The organism is Rhodococcus aetherivorans (assembly GCF_025722975.1).
GTDB lineage: Bacteria > Actinomycetota > Actinomycetes > Mycobacteriales > Mycobacteriaceae > Rhodococcus > Rhodococcus aetherivorans.
Map to the genome: position 1 here is coordinate 3,222,462 of NZ_CP106982.1, position 18,743 is coordinate 3,241,204.

The following is an 18,743-nucleotide window of genomic DNA, read 5'->3' on the forward strand; positions in this document are numbered from 1 at the left end:
GAGGTGCCGAGCGTTGCGCGCACAGCGTCGGGGTCGGGACCGGCGCTCCGGTACCCGCTTCTCGGATGAAGCCGGGTGCACAAGCCCGAACGAGGCGTCCACGTCGGCCCGGCGGGTGAAGCACACGGTCCGGTCTGCGGCGGAGGGGTGCGGTAAGGGCATGCGACACAGGAGGACAGCGAGATGACATCACATGCGAACACCACGCCGATTCCGCCCGGTATCGAGGTGCCGGGCGAGGTCCGGACCCGGTTGGGCACGTTGCGGTTCTTCGACGGGTTCCCCGACGATGCGACGACCCGGACGCTGTTCGACAACCTGGACTTCCAGCGGGCGGTGCAGGCGTACCTGCTGGGGCTGGCCCCGGTGGCCGTGGCGGCGATGCGCCGGGCGCTGGTGCAGTGGGGGCCGGCGAACTCCACGCTGGTGATGTGGGAGGACCTGGTCCACCCGCGCTTCATTGGGCTGGTGTACAACACGAGCACCTCGTACAACTACGCCTGGCTCGACCTGCACGACGGGCCCGTCGTCGTCGAGGTGCCCCCGAAGGTGTACGGCGCCGCGATCGACTCCTGGTGCCGGTGGGTGATCGACGTCGGCATCACAGGACCCGACCAGGGCCAGGGCGGCCGCTTCCTGTTCGTGCCCCCGGGCTACGACGGCGAGGCCCCGGACGGCGATTTCGTGGTGCGGTCGCGCACCTACGGCGTCTGGGTGGGCTGGCGGGGCTTCCGGGACGAGCGCGGCGACCCGCAGCCGGCGGTGGAGATGATCAAGAACCGCACCCGGATCTACCCGATCGCCCAAGCCGACGACCCGTCCCCGACGCGATTCGTCAACGTCTCGCCCGAGCCGATGTGCGCGGTCGCCCCGGCCGACCACCGCTTCTGGGAGCTTCTCGACGAGGTGGTGCAGTCCGAGCCGCCGGAGTCGGCCGACCCGCTCACCCTGGGGATGTTCGCGTCGGTCGGGATCCGGCAGGACAGGCCGTTCGACCCCGACGAGCGGATGCGCGCGATCCTCGCCGAAGCGGCCATGGTCGGGGACGCGACTGCTCGTGCCCTGACCTACCGGTTCCGTCAGCAGGGGGCGTATTTCTACCCCGGCAGCGCATGGCGCTCCGGCTTCCTCGGCGGCTACTCCTGCACGGAAGACGGGGTTCTGCTGCTCGATTCCGCCGCCCAGCTCTACTTCGTGTACGGCAGCACAAGCCCGGCATGGGATCAGAAGATGGTCGGGACCGGGTCGCAGTACGCCAACGTCTTCGTCGATGCCACCGGCGCGCCGTTCGACGGCGGCCGCACCTACCGGCTGCACGTGCCCCCGAACGTACCGGTGAACAACTTCTGGTCGATCCTGGTCTACGACACCCAGACCCGTTCGATGCTGCAGACCGATCAGCAGTGGCCGTCGGTGACCAGCCAGGACGCGGACGTGACCACCAATGAGGACGGCTCCGTCGACGTCTGTTTCGGACCCGAACCGCCCGCCGAGGGCCACAGCTGGGTCCAGACCCTGCCCGGCAAGGGCTGGTTCGCGATGTTCCGCCTCTATGGGCCGCTGGAACCATGGTTCGACAAGACCTGGAGGCTCCCGGACATCGAACCGGTCGGGTAACCCTAGCCGAGGTGCTTGAGGTGCTCCGTGAGCATATCGGGAAGGTGATGTCCTTCACTGAGGAGCCTGCGGCCGAGGAATGCCAGGTCAGCATCGGAAAGTGGGACGCCTCATTCTGACCGCTGGACGCGCGAGTACCGCCCTTCGCAACCCTCTTCCCTGATAGCCCATCCGCTTGCAGCCTGGACGTTTACGGCGTCGGCGAGACGGCTCCCGGGGACGACTCCCAGGAATGGTCCTGTAACGGCCGGTGTCACTTCGTGATAGTCCTAGCGAACCACTTGGTCCGCTCCAATACGAGGGCAGGCCTCCACCGAATGGACGAAGGCATGACACAGCCGCCCCCATACCCTCATCCCGACCAGCCACCTACAGGGGCGCAACAGCCGTATGGGACGGCATCGCAAGGCTATGGGTACCCTCAACAGCCTTACGGCTATCCCGGTAATCCTGGAACTGTGCCAGGTTACGGAGCCTTTCAGGCCCCGCCTTCGCAGCCGGGGAAGCGGAAGAAGTCGAAATGGCCTTGGGCTGTGCTGGCATGCCTTGTGGTTTTCATCCTCAGCGTCCAGTCGTGCAGTGGAGGTGACTCCACCTTGAGCTCCAGCCGATCCTCAGTCGTGGATGGCGGCGCGATGACCACACAGCCGGAGGACCCCGCCAAGCTCGATCCGGTCTCCTATCAGGAAATCTCGGAGCGGGACTTTGCTCTGCTGGTGAAAGACCCGGATGCTTTTAGGGGACGGAAGATCGTCGTCTACGGCCGGGTGACCCAGTTCGACTCAGCCACCGGCACCGACCGCTTCCGAGCCGACACCGCCGCCGTCCTGCAGGACAGCCCGTACGACTACGACCAGAACACCGCCCTCGAGGCCGACCAATCCGCGTTGGTGGCCAACGTGGTCGAGGACGACATCGTCAAGATGTACGTCGAGGTGGACGGGTCGTACTCTTACGACACCCAGATCGGGGGCCGCACCACCGTGCCGAAGTTCACCGTAAACATCATTGAGCTATTGCCGACCGGCCCATCCTCCACACCGCGCATGACCAACCCCGTTCCCTCCTCGACGGTCAGCGCACCCCGCACGGCGGCACAACTGCCGACTGTTCCCGGTACCGACGCGCAGGGATTCATCGGTGTTCCGGGGGGACGCTGCAACTACACCAACCTGGCGGTACTCATCGGTCGTACCCCGCAGTCGCTGGTCGTCATCTGCGAGACCGGGGTCGGTCGGCTGTACTACAAGGGGGTACGGCTCAGCGACGGGGCCCCCATCGAGATCGACGATCCGGTCCGCACCGAACTCGGGTACGTCGTGACAAACGACGGCGTGCAGTACTGGATCGACCGGGACGCACTCATCATCACCCGAGGAGGTACGCAACTGGCCGACGAACCGATGCTGCAGTACTGGGCACGCTGAAGGCGAAGACGCGGTGGCCGCGGGGTTTCGAGCGACGAAAGGGGGAGTTTGGCGGCAACGGCCGGCGGTGAGGGACCATTCCCCATCGTCGCCCTGGCCAGCGCCAAGCTGGATCTGTGTCGACAGCGCATCCAGCAGCACACCCGCGGGCACCGGGGCCGATCGGGGGATCCGCTCTACGGCGTCCGCCGCACCGCCCGCACCCGGCAGGAGTTGCTCAGCGACCGGAAACGCCGACGTCTCGAGGCGTGGTCGTCGACGATCGGCACCGGCCGTTCGCGGTCACGTGGCGGGTCTACCAGGACGTCATCGACGCCTACGCCGACCACGACCGTCGGCGTGGCAGGACGGAACTGACCCGGGTGATCGACACGATCCGCTCCGGTCTCCCGGACGGTCTCGATGAACTCGCTCAGCTCGGGCGCACGCTGCATCGGCGCAGGGCCGATGTGCTGGCGTACTTTGAGTACCGGGCCTCGAACGGGCCGACCGAGGCGATCAACGGCCGGCTCGAAGGGCTACGTCGGCACGCTCTCGGATTCCGCAACCTTCTCCATTATCGGATCCGGTCGTTGCTGCACTGCGGCAACCTCACCCACGCGATCGATGCACTCCAAGTCCGGAAGAGCCCGAAATGCCCAGTTCTGGGCGGTCTTCTTCCGCAATCTATGTGCACTCGCTGTCGCCTGGACGTTGGCGGACCTGGACGCACTGGGTGAGGTGCAGGTGGCGGCCGCGTCGGACTTCCGGGATTGGGGGACGACGTGAGCGCGGCGGTTGGCGTGGGCGAATCTGTCGACGATGGCCCAGGGCGCGTCCCGGCTGCTCGATGCAGCGATCGCGGACGCGAGGCCGCGGGCGGTCGCGTCCCTCACCAACCGCGCTCGCGCCACTCCTGGAGATGCGGACGCTCGGCGCCCAGGGTGGTGTCCTTGCCGTGGCCGGGGTAGATCACCGTGTCGTCACCGAAGCGGCCGAAGAGCTTGGTGTCGACGTCGTCGTACAGCGAGGTGAACTTCTCGGAGTCCGCGGTCTTGCCCAGGCCGCCGGGGAAGAGGGAGTCACCGGTGAAGATGTGGTGCCGTCCGGTGCCGGCCTCGGTGAGGACCAGCGCGATCGAGCCGGGGGTGTGCCCGGACAGGTGGATCACCTCGAGACCGAGCTCGCCGACGGCGACGGTGTCGCCTTCCATGAGCAACCGATCGGGCGTGACCGGGAGCTGCTCGGCGTCGAGCGGGTGCGCCGCCGTGGGAACCCCGGTCGACGCCGCGACCGCCTCGAGGCCCTGCCAGTGGTCCCAGTGCTGGTGGGTCGTGACGATCAGCTCGAGTTTCGGGGCGTGCTCGGCGAGGAACCGGGTCAGCAACTCCGGCTCGTTCGCTGCATCGAGGAACACAGATCTGCCGGTGGCGGAATCCGTGACCAGGTACGTGTTGTTGTCCATGGGTCCGACGGACAGCTTGACGATGGTCGCGCCGGGCACGGTGCGGCGCTGCGCGGGACCGCCGGGGGTGACCTCGCCGGTGTAGTCGTCGTCGATGACCAAGGGCTGCTGCGACATGTGAGGCACGTTACCGCCGAGGCCCGTCGCCCGCGTGCGCGGCGGTCGGGAACCGGAACGTGTCGGTGGGCGCGCCTACCATGGTCCAGGGCCGAGTTGCGCGACGTGACGTCGGTGAATCGAGATGCGACCGGATCCGACCGTCCAGGGGATCCGACGAGGAGGGACGTGGCGTGGCGGATCGCCTGATCGTGCGTGGCGCGCGGGAGCACAACCTGCGGGGGATCGACCTGGACCTGCCGCGTGACAGCCTGATCGTCTTCACCGGCCTGTCCGGGTCGGGCAAGTCGAGCCTGGCGTTCGACACGATCTTCGCCGAGGGGCAGCGCCGTTACGTCGAGTCGCTGTCCGCCTACGCACGCCAGTTCCTCGGCCAGATGGACAAACCCGACGTCGACTTCATCGAGGGCCTGTCGCCGGCGGTGTCCATCGACCAGAAGTCCACCAACCGGAACCCGCGCTCGACGGTGGGCACCATCACCGAGGTCTACGACTATCTGCGCCTGCTCTACGCCCGCGCAGGCACGGCGCACTGCCCGCAGTGCGGGGAGCAGATCGCCCGGCAGACGCCGCAGCAGATCGTCGACCAGGTCCTCGACATGGAGCAGGGCACCCGGTTCCAGGTGCTCGCCCCGGTCGTGCGCACCCGCAAGGGGGAATTCGTCGACCTGTTCGAGCAGCTGACCGTGCAGGGGTACGCCCGCGTGCGGGTCGACGGAGTGGTCTATCCCCTCACCGATCCGCCGAAGCTGAAGAAGCAGGAGAAACACGACATCGAGGTGGTCGTCGACCGCCTCGCGGTCAAGGCGAGCGCCAAGCAGCGGCTCACCGATTCGATCGAGACCGCGCTGCGCCTGGCGGAGGGCATCGTCGTCCTCGACTTCGTGGACCGGGACGAGAACGCCGCCGACCGCGAGCGTCGCTTCTCCGAGACGCTCGCCTGCCCGAACGGGCACCCCCTGTCCATCGACGAACTCGAACCCCGGTCCTTCTCGTTCAACTCCCCGTACGGCGCCTGCCCCGAATGCACCGGCCTCGGCATCCGCAAGGAGGTCGACCCGGAGCTCGTCGTGCCGGACCCGGAACTCAGCCTCGAGGACGGTGCGATCGCGCCCTGGTCGATGGGGCAGACCTCCGAGTACTTCACCCGGCTGCTGTCCGGGCTCGCCGACATCATGGGCTTCGAGATGTCCACCCCGTGGAACAAGCTGCCGGCCAAGGCCCGCAAGGCCATCCTCGAGGGCAGCCCGGAACAGGTCCACGTCCGCTACAAGAACCGGTACGGCCGGACACGGTCGTACTACGCCGAGTTCGAGGGCGTGATGCCGTTCCTGCACCGCCGGCTCGAACAGACCGAGTCCGAGCAGATGAAGGAACGCTACGACGGGTACATGCGGGAGATCCCGTGCCCCACGTGCGAGGGCGCGCGGCTGCGTCCGGAGATCCTCGCGGTGACGATCGCCGCGGGCGAGCACGGACACAAGTCCATCGCCGAGGTCTCCGACCTGTCCATCGCCGAGTGCGCCGAGTTCCTGAACGCCCTGACCCTCGGGGCGCGGGAGGAGGCCATCGCAGGGCAGGTGCTCAAGGAGATCCAGGCGCGTCTCGGGTTCCTGCTCGACGTGGGACTCGAATACCTCACCCTGTCCCGCGCGGCCGGCACCCTGTCCGGCGGGGAGGCACAGCGCATCCGCCTCGCCACCCAGATCGGCTCGGGCCTGGTCGGTGTCCTGTACGTCCTGGACGAGCCGTCCATCGGCCTGCACCAGCGCGACAACCGCCGGCTCATCGAAACCCTCACGCGGCTGCGTGATCTCGGCAACACGCTGATCGTCGTCGAGCACGACGAGGACACCATCCGCGCGTCGGACTGGGTCGTCGACATCGGGCCGTACGCCGGCGAGCACGGCGGTCGCGTCGTGCACACCGGCCCCTACAAGGAACTGCTCGAGTGCACCGAGTCGCTCACCGGCGCGTACCTGTCCGGACGTCAGCGGATCGAGGTGCCGGAGCAGCGCCGGCCGGTGGACCGCAAGCGTCAGGTCACCGTCGTCGGCGCCCGCGAGAACAACCTGCGCGGCATCGACGTGGCCTTCCCGCTCGGCGTGCTCACCTCCATCACCGGTGTCTCCGGATCCGGCAAGTCGACCCTGGTCAACGACATTCTCGCGACGGTCATGGCCAACAAGCTCAACGGCGCGCGGCAGGTGCCCGGCCGGCACACCCGCGTCAACGGGCTCGACCAGCTCGACAAGCTCGTGCAGGTGGACCAGTCGCCGATCGGCCGTACCCCGCGGTCGAATCCGGCCACCTACACGGGCGTGTTCGACAAGATCCGCACCCTGTTCGCCGCGACCACCGAGGCGAAGGTGCGCGGCTATCAGCCGGGCCGGTTCTCGTTCAACGTCAAGGGCGGCCGATGCGAGGCCTGCTCGGGTGACGGCACGCTCAAGATCGAGATGAACTTCCTGCCCGACGTGTACGTGCCGTGCGAGGTGTGCCACGGGGCCCGCTACAACCGCGAGACCCTCGAGGTGCACTACAAGGGCAAGACCATCGCCGAGGTGCTGGACATGCCCATCGAGGAGGCCGCCGAGTTCTTCGAGCCGGTCACCTCGATCCACCGCTACCTGCGCACCCTTGTCGACGTCGGCCTCGGATACGTGCGCCTGGGCCAGCCGGCCCCGACGCTCTCGGGGGGCGAGGCGCAGCGCGTCAAGCTCGCCGCGGAGCTGCAGAAGCGGTCGACGGGCCGCACCGTGTACGTGCTGGACGAGCCGACCACCGGTCTGCACTTCGAGGACATCCGCAAGCTGCTCGGCGTGATCAACGGGCTCGTCGACAAGGGCAACACGGTGATCGTGATCGAACACAATCTCGACGTGATCAAGACGGCGGACTGGATCATCGACATGGGCCCCGAAGGGGGCTCCGGCGGCGGCACCGTCGTCGCGCAGGGCACGCCCGAGGACGTCGCGGCGGTCGAGGGCAGCTACACCGGCACGTTCCTGCGCGAGGCGCTCGCCGAGTCCGTCGCCCAGGAGCCCGCGCCCGCCCGCAAGCCGGCGCGCAAGCGCGCGCCGCGGAAGGTGGCGGCCGCGAGCTGACCTCGGCGCCGACGCGCCGCGGACCGCGAAGGGGGATGGGGTGGCACGGACGTTCTCCGGTGGTCGTGTCCGCGGGATCGTCGCCGCGCTCGTGACGGCGATGCTGCTCACGGCCGGGGTTGCGGCGGCCCGGCCCGCAGGCAGCGAGGCGGACCCGCCGGGCACCGTCGTCCGGGTCGATCCGTTGCCGCGGCAGTGGTGGCTGCCGGGTGCGTCCGCCGCGTCGGTGCTCACCTACCGCACCACCGGACCGCGCGGGGTGCCGGCCCTGAGCACCGGCGCGGTCTTCGTGCCGTCGGGCGCCGCGCCCACCGGCGGCTGGCCGGTGGTGTCGTGGGGACACGGCGCGGTCGGAATCGCGGACCGGTGCGCCCCCACCGTCGACGGCCGCATCGACAACGGATACCTGGCGCACTGGCTCGCCCAGGGATACGCGGTCGTCGCCACCGACTACCCCGGTCTCGGCACCCCCGGCCTCCACGCCTACCTCGACGGGCCGTCGGAGGCCCACGCCCTGATCGACATGGTGCGCGCCGCGCGGGCGGTGGAACCCTCCCTCGGGTCCCGCTGGGTCGCACTCGGCCAGTCGCAGGGCGGTCAAGCCGCGATGGTCGCGGCCTCCCTCGCGACCCGGTACGCACCCGAGCTCGACTACCGCGGCGCCGTCGCGCTGGGCGTGCCGTCGAACATCGAGCACCTCGTGCCGTTCGGTGACCCGCGCCTTCCGCCGCTGCCGCTGACCGGCACCACCGTGTTCATCGCCTACCTGCTGGCCGGGATGCGCGCGACCCGCCCCGACGTCGACGTCGACCGCTTCCTCAGCCCGCGGGGCCGCGAGGTCCTCGCCCGGCTCGAGGACCTGTGCTACCAGGAGGCGGCGGCCGAGGTCGGGGATCTGTCGATCGGCGACCTGCTGGCGCGACGCACCGACGATCCGGCCCTGGTCCGGGCCGCCCGCGACATGCTCGAGATCCCCACCCGCGGCTACGACCGTCCACTGTTCCTCGGCCAGGGCCTGACGGACACCGTCACCCCGGCGCCGTTCACGTTCAAGCTCGTCGCCGACCTGACCGCGGCCGGGGAGCGGTTCGTGTTCCGGTCGTATCCCGTCGGCCACCTGGAGACGATGCGGGCGTCCCTGGACGACGTCACAGCGTTCGTTGAGGACCTGTTCGCCGCGGGCCGGTAGCGAGCGACCGCGTCAGCGGCGCCCCGCCGTATCGATCGTCGCCGTATCGATCGTCGCCGAATCGATCGCCGCCGCGAGATCGGCGGGACGGGACCACATCGGCCAGTGACCGGTCGGCAGGTCGACGTACTCCACGTCGGTCAACCGGCCGAGCTCGGACGCCACCGGATGCCCCGACTGCGCCATCCGCGGGATCGCCCCGGACGGGAAGCTGCTGCACACGACGGTGGTCGGCACCCTCAGGCGGGCGTCGTCGTGCAGGGCGAGCGGAGTCCGCGCCGGACCGGCCGGATGCGGCACCGCCCGCTCCCGGAACCGCTGCAGCGCAGCGTCGTCGAGCCCGTGCAGGCTGTTGCCGTCGGCTTCGAGCTCCGCCCACGGCGGTAGCGGGATCTCCGCCACGGCGGCATCGAGATCCGGTCGCAGTGCAGCGGCATCCGGCAGCGGACCGGAGTCGACGTACACCAGGCGGGCCACGTCCGTCGGGACCCGGTCCGACGCCGCGTACGCGACCGGGCCGGCGCCGCTGTGCGCGACGACGATCGCACCGCCCGCCACCGCATCCACGACGGCACCGACGTGGTCGTCGAGGGTGATGCCGGAGCGGTCGGTCCGGACGGACCCGAGCCCGGGCAGAGTCAGGGCGTCGACCCTGTGCCCCCGCGCCCGCAGGTCCTCGGCGACGGCCTCCCATGCCCATGCGCCGAGCCAGAATCCGGGAACGAGGATCACGTGTGCGCCCACGACACCCATCCTCGGGGATGCAGGCGACGGTGCGGGTCACCGACACGGTCGTTGCCGGAACGACATTGTTCAACCGGGCGCAAACCTCGCGAAACTCCGCGCCCCTACGGTGGGCGCATGACCGGTGCGCACGGCGACCTCGCGGCCCTCGCCGCCGCGCTCGACGAGCTGCGGGACGGGCTCGTCGCCGCCGCGGACGCCGACGAGCGCTGGGCCCAGGCCCACCCCGCTCACCGGCCCGGCGCGGAGAACCTGGCGCACTACGTCGCCCTGCGGCGCCGGGACATCCGCGACCTGCAGTCCGACCTCGCCGCGTGGGGGCTCTCGTCCCTGGGGCGCGCCGAGGCCCACGTGCTGGCCTCCGTCGACGCGGTGCGCCGGGCCGTGGGCAGCCTCGCCGACCTGCCCGAGATCGATGCCCGGCCCTGTCCGGTCGATTTCGTCACCGGCGAGCGCCTGCTCGAACGCCACGCCACCGCACTGCTCGGTCCCGTCCACGGCGGCCGCCGGACCCGCATCATGGTGACGCTGCCGAGCGAGGCGGCCACCGACGCCGAACTCGTCGACCGGATCGTCGGCGCCGGCGCCGAACTCGTCCGGATCAACTGCGCGCACGACGGCCCGGACGCGTGGGCCGCCATGATCGACCACGTGCGCCGCGCCGAACGGGCCCACGGCCGGCACGTCGCCGTCACCATGGACCTCGCCGGCCCGAAGCTGCGCACGGGCCCCGTCGCGCCCGGTCCCGCGGTCGTGCACGCCAAACCCGAACGGGACGCGCTCGGCCGCACCGTCGCACCCGTCCAGGTGCGGCTCACCCGCCCGGGCTCTGCGGCCGCCGCGGGCGAGGTCGTCGTCCCCGTCACCGACGAGTTGTGGCTGGCCCGGCGCCGACCCGGCGACCGCATCGCCTTCCGCGACACCCGCGGCTCCAAGCGCATGCTGGTCGTCACCGGCACCGCCGCCGGTGACGTGCGCACCGAGCTGACCGACACCGCCTACCTCGTGCCCGGCACCCGGCTGACCGCGCGCGGCGACGCCACCGCCGTCGCGGCCCTCCCGCCGCGCGAACGGCGGCTCACCCTGCACGTCGGCGACGAGCTGATCCTGGATCCGGACCTCACGCCCGCCGACCCCGACGCCCACCCGCCCCGCATCGGCTGCACCCTGCCCCGGGTGTTCGAGGACACCCGGATCGGGCACCGGATCTTCTTCGACGACGGCCGGATCGGGGGGATCGTCGAGGAGGCCGCTCCGGGGCGGCTGCGGATCCGCATCACCGACGCGGATCTGCGCGGCTCCCGGCTGGGGACGGCCAAGGGCATCAACCTGCCCGACACCGAGCTGCGGCTGCCGGCGCTCACCGACGAGGACCTGGACCGGTTGCCGTTCGTGGTCGCGCACGCGGACGCGGTCAGCCTGTCCTTCGTGCGCAGTGCCGCCGACGTCGCGCGCCTGCAGGACCGGCTCGCCGAACTCGGCGGCGCGCGGCTCGGGGTGATCCTCAAGGTGGAGACGGTGGCGGGGTTCGAGAACCTGCCGTCCATCCTGTTCGCGGCCCTGCACTCGCCGCGGGTCGGCGTGATGATCGCGCGCGGCGACCTCGCCGTCGAGGCCGGTTACGGCCGGCTGGCCGAGGTGCAGGAGGAGATCCTGTGGGTGTGCGAGGCGGCGCACGTCCCGGTGATCTGGGCGACGCAGGTCCTCGACACCCTCGCCCGGACCGGCCGGCCGTCGCGCGCGGAGATCACCGACGCCGCGGCGTCGGGCCGGGCCGAGTGCGTGATGCTCAACAAGGGCCCGTACGTCGACCACGCGGTGCGCTTCCTCGACGACGTGCTGGGCCGGATGGCCGACCACCAACGCAAGAAGGACTCGCTGCTGCGGCGCCTGCGGGCCTGGGAGGAGCCGGGCGTGCCGCTGCGCTGAGACCGGGGTGGCCGAGGCCGGGTCAGAAGACCGGGCCGGTGTACTTCTCGCCCGGGCCCTTGCCCGGCTCGTCCGGGTAGGCCGACGCCTCCCGGAAGGCCCGCTGCAGCGCCTGCAGCCCCTCGCGCAGCGGCCCGGCGTGCGGGCCGAGGTACTCCACGGACGCGGTGACCAGCCCGGCGAGGGCGGTGATCACCCGGCGCGCCTCGTCCAGGTCGCGGTGGGTGCCGGCCTCGGGATCCTCGTCGGCCAGGCCGAGCTTCTCGGCGGCGGAACTCATGAGCATCACGGCGGCGCGGCTGATCACCTCGACGGCCGGGATCTCGCCCAGGTGCCGGACGTCACCGGCCACGGTCGGATCGGGGGTGTCGGTCATGGGTCCACGATCCCACCCGCGCCTCGCTGCCGCTGGGGCGGGTCGGGCCGCGGCCGGCGATTCGATCGACGGCCCGAAGTTTGCTAGGCTGTGAGTCACGACCGTCCGCGTGCTCTGCGCGTGGGCAGCAAAGTGGAGTCCGACTCCCACCTCTGCGCGGCACATGACCTGGTCATGACCTTCGCTCAGTGGTCCGGTCCGCCGCCCACCGGGGTATCCGGGGAGCGTGCACCCCGAGTGATCGGGGGGCGAGAGCGCACGGCCTTCGCGTCGTGGGGTCCGTCGGGCCGGTCGGTATTCGGACCCCGCCCGGTGCGCAAGCACCGTCGGCGGGGTTTTTCGTCGGAAGTCGGCCCCATGTGCTGCGGCGCGGTCACCCGGACCGCACCGCTCTACCTAGGAGGCCCCATCAGCGCTGAGACCCGCATCAACGAACGCATCCGAGTTCCCGAGGTCCGACTCGTCGGACCGGGTGGGGAACAGGTCGGAATCGTGCGTGTTGAAGATGCACTCCGCCTGGCATTCGAAGCCGATCTCGATCTGGTCGAGGTGGCCCCTGACGCCCGTCCGCCGGTCTGCAAGATCATGGACTACGGCAAGTTCAAGTACGAGGCTGCCCAGAAGGCGCGCGAGTCGCGCAAGAACCAGCAGCTGACCGTGATCAAGGAGCAGAAGCTCCGGCCGAAGATCGACGACCACGACTACGAGACGAAGAAGCGCAACGTGGTGCGCTTCCTCGAGGCGGGGTCGAAGGTCAAGGTGACGATCATGTTCCGCGGCCGCGAGCAGTCCCGCCCCGAGCTCGGGTTCCGGCTGCTGCAGCGCCTAGGCGCCGACGTCGCCGATCTCGGCTTCATCGAGACCGCCCCCAAGCAGGACGGTCGGAACATGACCATGGTCCTGGCCCCGCACAAGGGCGCCAAGACCCGCGCCAAGGCGCAGGAGACCGCCCAGGCCTCCGTCGCCAGGCCGGCTCCTGCCGCGGACAAGCCCGCGGCAGGCGACGGCACCGCGTAGCTCCGCCGGTCGACCGGGCTCACCGCCCGGCCGGCCGCTGCGCGCAAGCCGGACGAACACGAGTAAATCCCCGACGAACTGAGGACTCCATGCCCAAGTCGAAGACCCACAGCGGCACCGCGAAGCGATTCAAGGTGTCCGGCAGCGGAAAGATCCTGCGCCAGAAGGCCGGCCGCCGCCACCTGCTCGAGCACAAGTCCTCCCGGGTGACGCGTCGCCTCGACGGCAAGGCCGCCGTCTCCGACGTCGACGCCCCGCGCGTCAAGCGCATGCTCGGCATCTGAGCTTCTTTCCCCGACCGACCCCCGGGGGCGATCGACTGCCCCCCGAGATTGACAGGACATATCAGTGGCACGCGTGAAGAGGGCCGTCAACGCCCAGAAGAAGCGCCGTTCGATCCTCGAGGCTTCCAAGGGCTACCGCGGGCAGCGCTCGCGTCTGTACCGCAAGGCCAAGGAACAGCAGCTCCACTCGCTGACCTATGCCTACCGCGACCGTCGCGCGCGCAAGGGTGACTTCCGCAAGCTGTGGATCAGCCGCATCAACGCCGCTGCCCGCGCCAACGACATCACCTACAACCGCTTCATCCAGGGCCTGAAGGCCGCGGGTGTCGAGGTGGACCGCAAGATCCTCGCCGAGCTCGCAGTCTCCGACGCCGAGGCGTTCGCCGGCCTGGTCGCCGTGGCCAAGGCCGCGCTGCCCGCCGACGTCAACGCGCCGGCCGACGCCGCCTGAGCGCAGCGCCGAACGCCGAGACGACGCTGAACGACCGACCAGCACAGGAACGACCCGTGGACCCGCTCACCGAGCGCACCCCACGGGTCGTTTCTGCTGTCAAACTCCTGCGCACCTCCGACCGCCGCAAGGCCGGCCGTTTCCTCGCCGAGGGCGAGAACTCCGTCGGCGAGGCCCTCACGACCGCCGTCGTGCACGAGGTGTTCGTCACCGAGGCCGCCGCCGCCCGCTACCCCGATCTGCTCGGCGCCGCCCGGCGCCGACACGTGCGGGTCTCCACCGTCACCGAGCGCGCGGCCGCCCGGCTGTCGGACACCGTCACCCCGCCCGGCATCGTCGCCGTGTGCGATCTGCTCGACGTGCCGCTCGCCCGGGCCCTGACCCCGCCGCCGCGGCTGCTCGCCGTGCCCGTCGAGATCGCCGAGCCCGGCAACGCCGGCACCGTCATCCGCGTGGCCGACGCGGTCGGCGCCGACGCGGTGGTCCTCGCCGGCGACAGCGTCGACCCGCACAACGGCAAGTGCGTCCGCGCCTCCGCGGGCAGCGTGTTCCACCTCCCGCTCGCCCGTGAACGCGACACCGGCACCGTCCTCGACGCGCTCGCCGCCGCCGGACTCCAGGTGCTCGCCACCGCCGCCGACGGCGAGGTCGATCTCGACGAGGCCGACGAGCTGCTCGCCGCCCCCACGGCGTGGCTGTTCGGCAACGAGGCCCACGGCCTCGACCCGGCGGTCGCGGCGCGGGCCGACCACCGGGTGCGCATCCCCATCCGCGGCCGCGCCGAATCGTTGAACCTTGCCACCGCCGCGTCGATCTGCCTGTACGCAAGCGCCCGCGTGCAGCATCGCGCCGACAGGGCCGTGCCCTAGCGCGGCCCGGCCATCGCCTAGGATTTGGGTGCTGCGCTGGCGCGATCCGTTCGACGCCGAACGTGGCACCACACCCACCGTTCGCCCGAAGAAGGAGTTGCACCGGTCGTGGCCAAGAATGAGGGCGGCACCCCGCCGGCAGTCGATCCGAGCGCCCTGAGCGAGGAGTCGCTCGCCGCGTCCACGCAGGCCGCGCTGGCCGCGTTCGCCGCCGCCCCCGACCTCGACGCGCTCGCGCAGGCCAAGATCGACCACCTCGGCGACAAGGCCCCCGTCTCCCTCGCCAAGCGCGCCCTGGGCGGCCTGCCCGGCAACCAGCGCGCCGACGCCGGCAAGCGGGTCAACGCGGCCCGCGGCGCGGTCACCGCAGCCTTCGACGAACGCCGCACCGAGCTCCTCGCCGAACGCGACGCCGCGGTCCTCGTCGCCGAGGCCATCGACGTCACCCTGCCCGCCAACCGCCGGCCCGCCGGCGCGCGGCACCCGATCACGATCATCTCCGACCAGATCGCCGACGTGTTCGTCGGCATGGGCTGGGAGGTGGCCGAGGGCCCCGAGGTCGAAACCGAGCACTTCAACTTCGACGCGCTGAACTTCCTGCCGGACCACCCCGCCCGCACGATGCAGGACACCTTCCACATCGCGCCGGAGGGCTCACGGCAGGTGCTGCGCACCCACACCTCGCCGGTGCAGGTGCGCACCATGCTGCACCGCGACATCCCGATCTACGTGGTGTGCCCCGGCCGCACCTTCCGCACCGACGAGCTCGACGCCACCCACACCCCGGTGTTCTCGCAGATCGAGGGCCTGGCCGTGGACAAGGGTCTGACCATGGCCCACCTGCGCGGCACCCTGGACGCGTTCGCCCGTGCCCTGTTCGGACCCGAGACCCGAACCCGGATGCGCCCGAACTACTTCCCGTTCACCGAGCCGTCCGCCGAGGTGGACGTGTGGTTCCCGAACAAGAAGGGCGGTGCCGGCTGGGTCGAATGGGGCGGCTGCGGCATGGTCAACCCCAACGTGCTGCGCGCGAGCGGCATCGACCCCGACGAGTACACCGGCTTCGCGTTCGGGATGGGCCTCGAGCGCACCCTGCAGTTCCGCAACGGCATCTCCGACATGCGCGACATCGTCGAGGGCGACGTCCGATTCACCATGCCCTTCGGCGTGCAGGGCTGACGCCGCCCGACCCGAGACCCGACCACCGAACCGACCGAAAGAGCTGAGCACAAGTGCGAGTAGCGCAGTCCTGGCTGACCGAGATCCTGCAGCGGGCCACCCCCGAGTGGAACGTCACCGCCGAGGAACTCGATGCGGGATTCGTCCGGGTCGGACTCGAGGTGGAGGAGGTCGACACCCTCGCGCGCCTCGACGGCCCCCTCGTCGTCGGCCGCGTCCTCGAGATCACCGAGCTCACCGAGTTCAAGAAGCCCATCCGCTTCTGCCAGGTCGAGGTGGGCGAAGACGCCCCGCGCGGCATCGTGTGCGGCGCCCGCAACTTCACCGAGGGCGACCTCGTGGTCGTCGCGCTGCCCGGCGCGGTGCTGCCCGGCGGCTTCGCCATCGCCTCCCGCAAGACCTACGGCAGGGTCTCCGACGGGATGATCTGCTCCGTCGCCGAGCTCGGCATCGGCAAGGACCACTCCGGCATCCTCGTCCTCGAGGAGGGCACCGCCGAACCGGGTACCGACGCCAACGACCTGCTCGGCCTCGGCGACACCGTCATCGAGCTGAACATCACCCCCGATCGCGGCTACTGCTTCTCGCTGCGGGGCCTGACCCGCGAACTCGCGTGCGGCTTCGACCTCGAGTTCGCCGACCCCGCGCACGTCGTGCCCAATCCGGCCGACGGCGGCCAGGCCTACCCGATCCGGCTCGAGCCGGAGACCGACGCCACCCGCTTCGCCGCCCGCAAGGTCACCGGCATCGACCCCAAGGCCGTGTCCCCGTGGTGGCTGCAGCGGCGGCTGCTGCTGTCCGGCATCCGCCCGATCTCCCCGGCCGTCGACGTGACCAACTACGTGCTGCTCGAACTCGGCCAGCCGCTGCACGCCTTCGACGCCGCCACCCTCCAGGGTGAGCTCGTCGTGCGGCGCGCGAAGGCGGGGGAGAAGCTGACCACCCTCGACGGCATCGAACGCGACCTCGACCCCGAGGACGTCGTCATCACCGACGACTCCGGCGTGATCTCCCTGGCCGGGATCATGGGCGGCGTCGCCACCGAGGTGAGCGGCACCACCACCGACGTCCTCCTCGAGGCCGCCACCTGGGATCCGCTGGCCGTGTTCCGGAGCGCGCGGCGCCACAAGCTGGTCAGCGAGGCGGGCAAGCGGTTCGAGCGCAACGTCGACCCCGAAGTGGCGCTGCCGGCGCTGGACCGGGCCGCGTCGCTGCTCGTGGAGATCGCCGGTGGCCGCGTCGAGCCGGTCCTGACCGACATCTCGGTCCCCGTCGAGCCGGTCTCGATCCGCATGGACATCGACCTGCCCGACCGCATGGCCGGGGTCGCCTACCCGACCGGCACCGCCGCCCGCCGGCTCACCCAGATCGGATGTGGCGTCGAGGTCGGCGTCGGCCCGGACGGGCACGGCCAGCTGGTGGTCACGCCGCCCACGTGGCGACCCGACCTGCGCCAGCCGGCCGACCTGGTGGAGGAGGTGCTGCGGCTCGAGGGACTCGAGCAGATCCCGTCCGTGCTCCCCGCCGCCCCCGCCGGACGCGGACTGACCCCGAGCCAGAAGCGCCGCCGCGCCGTGGGCCGCGCCCTGGCCGCCGACGGCCACGTCGAGGTCCTCGCCCCCGTCTTCCTGCCGGCGCACGTGTTCGACACGTGGGGTCTCGACGCCGACGACCCGCGCCGCACCACCACCAAGGTTCTCAACCCGCTCGAGGCCGACCGCCCCGAGCTGGCGACGACGCTGCTGCCCGGCCTGCTCGAGGTGCTCGCCCGCAACGTCTCCCGTGGCCAGCGCGACCTGTCGCTCTATGCGATCGCGCAGGTCGTCCTGCCCGGACCCGGCACCCGGCCCGTGCCGCCGCTGCCGGTGGACCGGCGTCCCACCGACGAGCAGATCGCGCTGCTCGAAGGATCGCTGCCCGCGCAGCCCGTCCATGTCGGGGCGGTGCTGTGCGGCCTGCGGGAGCCCGCCGGGCCGTGGGGCCCGGGCCGGCCCGCGGACGCGACCGACGCGTTCGCCGCGGCGGAGACCGTCGCGGCCGCCGCCGGTGTGCGGCTGCAGCGCCGCGCGGCGCAGTACCTGCCCTGGCATCCGGGCCGCTGCGCCGAGCTGCTCGTCGACGGTGTCGTCGTCGGCCATGCCGGCGAGCTGCACCCGGCGGTGCTCGAGCGCGGCGGCCTGCCCGCCCGCACGTGCGCGTTCGAACTGGACCTCGACGCGCTGCCGATCATGGAGTCGCTGCCGGCGCCCAAGGTCTCCCCGTTCCCCGCCGTCCTGCAGGACGTCGCCGTCGTCGTGGCCAAGGAGGTCCCGGCCGCCGACGTCGAGGAAGCGCTGCGCGCGGGTGGCGGCGAGCTGCTCGAGGACATTCGCCTGTTCGACGTGTTCGAGGGGGCGCAGGTCGGGGAGGGCCGCAAGTCGCTCGCCTTCGCGCTGCGGTTCCGGGCGGCAGACCGCACGCTCACGGAGGACGAGGCCAGCGCCGCCCGCGCCGCCGCCGTCGCGTCGGCGTCCGCCGCCGTCGGTGCCGAACTGCGGCACTGACCCGGGCCTGCGGACGTAGCCTGGGAGCATGACCACGGATCCGTCGTCCCCCGACCCCGACGCTCCGGACGCGCCCGTGCCCGACGTCACCCCGGCCGAGCCCGGTTCTCCGTCGGTCCCGGACGTGACACCGGCGGAACCGGGCTCGCCGTCGGTGCCGGACGTCCCGCCGTCCCCGGTCGGGCCGGACGTGACACCCGCCGAGGGGGCGGCCGCCGGTTACACCTCGGCCGGAGTGCCCACGTTCGACTCGGTGCGTGAGAAGATCGAACGCCGCGCAGGCACGGCGATCGGTGCGGAGGAACTCGCCCGCGAGAGCGCGGCGGGGCGCACGCTCGAGGAACAGTTCGACGAGCGCCGACGGGCCGCCGCCGACAAGCTGACCGAGATCCGCCGTTCGCTGGCCGAGGGGTGAGCCGGTCCGGTCCGACCCACCCGTATGAATGAAGT

At 71.1% G+C, this 18,743-nt stretch carries 16 protein-coding genes; 13 read left to right on the forward strand and 3 right to left on the reverse strand.

What is annotated here, in order from left to right; genetic code table 11:
- Nucleotides 1-183 precede the first annotated feature (183 nt).
- From OCS65_RS14560 to OCS65_RS14570, 3 genes are all read left to right on the forward strand, one after another.
- On the forward strand, nucleotides 184-1,617 hold the full coding sequence (locus OCS65_RS14560) for a DUF1254 domain-containing protein (RefSeq protein WP_029543908.1): 1,434 nt from the start codon (nucleotides 184-186) through the stop codon (nucleotides 1,615-1,617).
- A 635-nt stretch (nucleotides 1,618-2,252) separates the two neighbouring features.
- Complete coding sequence (locus OCS65_RS14565) at nucleotides 2,253-3,044, forward strand: hypothetical protein (RefSeq protein ID WP_051359191.1); 792 nt, start codon at nucleotides 2,253-2,255, stop codon at nucleotides 3,042-3,044.
- Nucleotides 3,045-3,292: 248 nt separating this feature from the next.
- On the forward strand, nucleotides 3,293-3,763 hold the full coding sequence (locus OCS65_RS14570) for a transposase (protein WP_202917062.1): 471 nt from the start codon (nucleotides 3,293-3,295) through the stop codon (nucleotides 3,761-3,763).
- A 152-nt stretch (nucleotides 3,764-3,915) separates the two neighbouring features.
- Here the strand turns inward: OCS65_RS14570 and OCS65_RS14575 are convergent, their stop codons facing one another.
- On the reverse strand, nucleotides 3,916-4,605 hold the full coding sequence (locus OCS65_RS14575; protein ID WP_231772803.1) for an MBL fold metallo-hydrolase: 690 nt from the start codon (nucleotides 4,603-4,605) through the stop codon (nucleotides 3,916-3,918).
- 173 nt (nucleotides 4,606-4,778) lie between these two features.
- Here OCS65_RS14575 and uvrA point away from each other — a divergent pair, with 173 nt between their 5' ends.
- Both uvrA and OCS65_RS14585 read left to right on the forward strand, forming a co-directional pair.
- On the forward strand, nucleotides 4,779-7,712 hold the full coding sequence (gene uvrA, locus OCS65_RS14580; protein ID WP_006936517.1) for an excinuclease ABC subunit UvrA: 2,934 nt from the start codon (nucleotides 4,779-4,781) through the stop codon (nucleotides 7,710-7,712).
- Between the two features lie 40 nt (nucleotides 7,713-7,752).
- The gene (locus tag OCS65_RS14585) at nucleotides 7,753-8,901 is read left to right on the forward strand and encodes a lipase family protein (protein WP_006936515.1); all 1,149 of its coding nucleotides are present in this window, start codon (nucleotides 7,753-7,755) and stop codon (nucleotides 8,899-8,901) included.
- Between the two features lie 12 nt (nucleotides 8,902-8,913).
- Here OCS65_RS14585 and OCS65_RS14590 read toward each other — a convergent pair whose 3' ends face one another.
- Entirely contained in the window at nucleotides 8,914-9,645 is a 732-nt protein-coding gene (locus tag OCS65_RS14590; protein WP_231772804.1) for an alpha/beta fold hydrolase, read from the reverse strand.
- Nucleotides 9,646-9,762: 117 nt separating this feature from the next.
- On the opposite strand from OCS65_RS14590, the gene OCS65_RS14595 reads away from it, so the two are divergent.
- Nucleotides 9,763-11,574 (forward strand): pyruvate kinase, encoded by a 1,812-nt coding sequence (locus OCS65_RS14595; RefSeq protein WP_006936511.1) that lies wholly within the window; start codon nucleotides 9,763-9,765, stop codon nucleotides 11,572-11,574.
- Nucleotides 11,575-11,596: 22 nt separating this feature from the next.
- On the opposite strand, the gene OCS65_RS14600 is transcribed toward OCS65_RS14595, so the two are convergent.
- Complete coding sequence (locus OCS65_RS14600) at nucleotides 11,597-11,950, reverse strand: DUF1844 domain-containing protein (protein WP_006936509.1); 354 nt, start codon at nucleotides 11,948-11,950, stop codon at nucleotides 11,597-11,599.
- A gap of 357 nt (nucleotides 11,951-12,307) precedes the next feature.
- On the opposite strand from OCS65_RS14600, the gene infC reads away from it, so the two are divergent.
- The 7 genes from infC (at nucleotide 12,308) to OCS65_RS14635 (ending at nucleotide 18,708) form a co-directional block, all read left to right on the forward strand.
- Nucleotides 12,308-12,967, forward strand: coding sequence for a translation initiation factor IF-3 (gene infC / locus OCS65_RS14605; protein WP_029543898.1), 660 nt, complete (start codon nucleotides 12,308-12,310; stop codon nucleotides 12,965-12,967).
- Nucleotides 12,968-13,056: 89 nt separating this feature from the next.
- A complete protein-coding gene (gene rpmI, locus OCS65_RS14610; RefSeq protein WP_006936506.1) occupies nucleotides 13,057-13,251 on the forward strand; it encodes a 50S ribosomal protein L35 in 195 nt (64 codons plus the stop codon).
- Between the two features lie 64 nt (nucleotides 13,252-13,315).
- A complete protein-coding gene (gene rplT, locus OCS65_RS14615; protein WP_003937964.1) occupies nucleotides 13,316-13,702 on the forward strand; it encodes a 50S ribosomal protein L20 in 387 nt (128 codons plus the stop codon).
- 56 nt (nucleotides 13,703-13,758) lie between these two features.
- Nucleotides 13,759-14,571, forward strand: coding sequence for a TrmH family RNA methyltransferase (locus OCS65_RS14620; protein ID WP_043799626.1), 813 nt, complete (start codon nucleotides 13,759-13,761; stop codon nucleotides 14,569-14,571).
- A 108-nt stretch (nucleotides 14,572-14,679) separates the two neighbouring features.
- Nucleotides 14,680-15,750, forward strand: a complete 1,071-nt coding sequence (pheS, locus tag OCS65_RS14625) for a phenylalanine--tRNA ligase subunit alpha (protein ID WP_006936501.1) — start codon at nucleotides 14,680-14,682, stop codon at nucleotides 15,748-15,750.
- 53 nt (nucleotides 15,751-15,803) lie between these two features.
- Nucleotides 15,804-18,293 carry a phenylalanine--tRNA ligase subunit beta gene (gene pheT, locus OCS65_RS14630; RefSeq protein WP_065922539.1) on the forward strand — a complete coding sequence of 830 codons (2,490 nt, stop codon included), beginning with the start codon at nucleotides 15,804-15,806 and terminating at the stop codon, nucleotides 18,291-18,293.
- A gap of 28 nt (nucleotides 18,294-18,321) precedes the next feature.
- Nucleotides 18,322-18,708, forward strand: coding sequence for a PspA/IM30 family protein (locus OCS65_RS14635; protein WP_006936497.1), 387 nt, complete (start codon nucleotides 18,322-18,324; stop codon nucleotides 18,706-18,708).
- Nucleotides 18,709-18,743: the final 35 nt, after the last annotated feature.

Coding starts and splice junctions, on each gene's coding strand:
- OCS65_RS14575 (WP_231772803.1), bottom strand. CDS start 4,605: ATGTCGCAGCAGCCCTTGGTCATCGACGACGACTACACCGGCGAGGTC.
- rpmI (WP_006936506.1), top strand. CDS start 13,057: ATGCCCAAGTCGAAGACCCACAGCGGCACCGCGAAGCGATTCAAGGTG.
- infC (WP_029543898.1), top strand. CDS start 12,308: ATGTGCTGCGGCGCGGTCACCCGGACCGCACCGCTCTACCTAGGAGGC.
- OCS65_RS14565 (WP_051359191.1), top strand. CDS start 2,253: ATGACCACACAGCCGGAGGACCCCGCCAAGCTCGATCCGGTCTCCTAT.
- OCS65_RS14560 (WP_029543908.1), top strand. CDS start 184: ATGACATCACATGCGAACACCACGCCGATTCCGCCCGGTATCGAGGTG.
- OCS65_RS14635 (WP_006936497.1), top strand. CDS start 18,322: ATGACCACGGATCCGTCGTCCCCCGACCCCGACGCTCCGGACGCGCCC.
- OCS65_RS14595 (WP_006936511.1), top strand. CDS start 9,763: ATGACCGGTGCGCACGGCGACCTCGCGGCCCTCGCCGCCGCGCTCGAC.
- OCS65_RS14600 (WP_006936509.1), bottom strand. CDS start 11,950: ATGACCGACACCCCCGATCCGACCGTGGCCGGTGACGTCCGGCACCTG.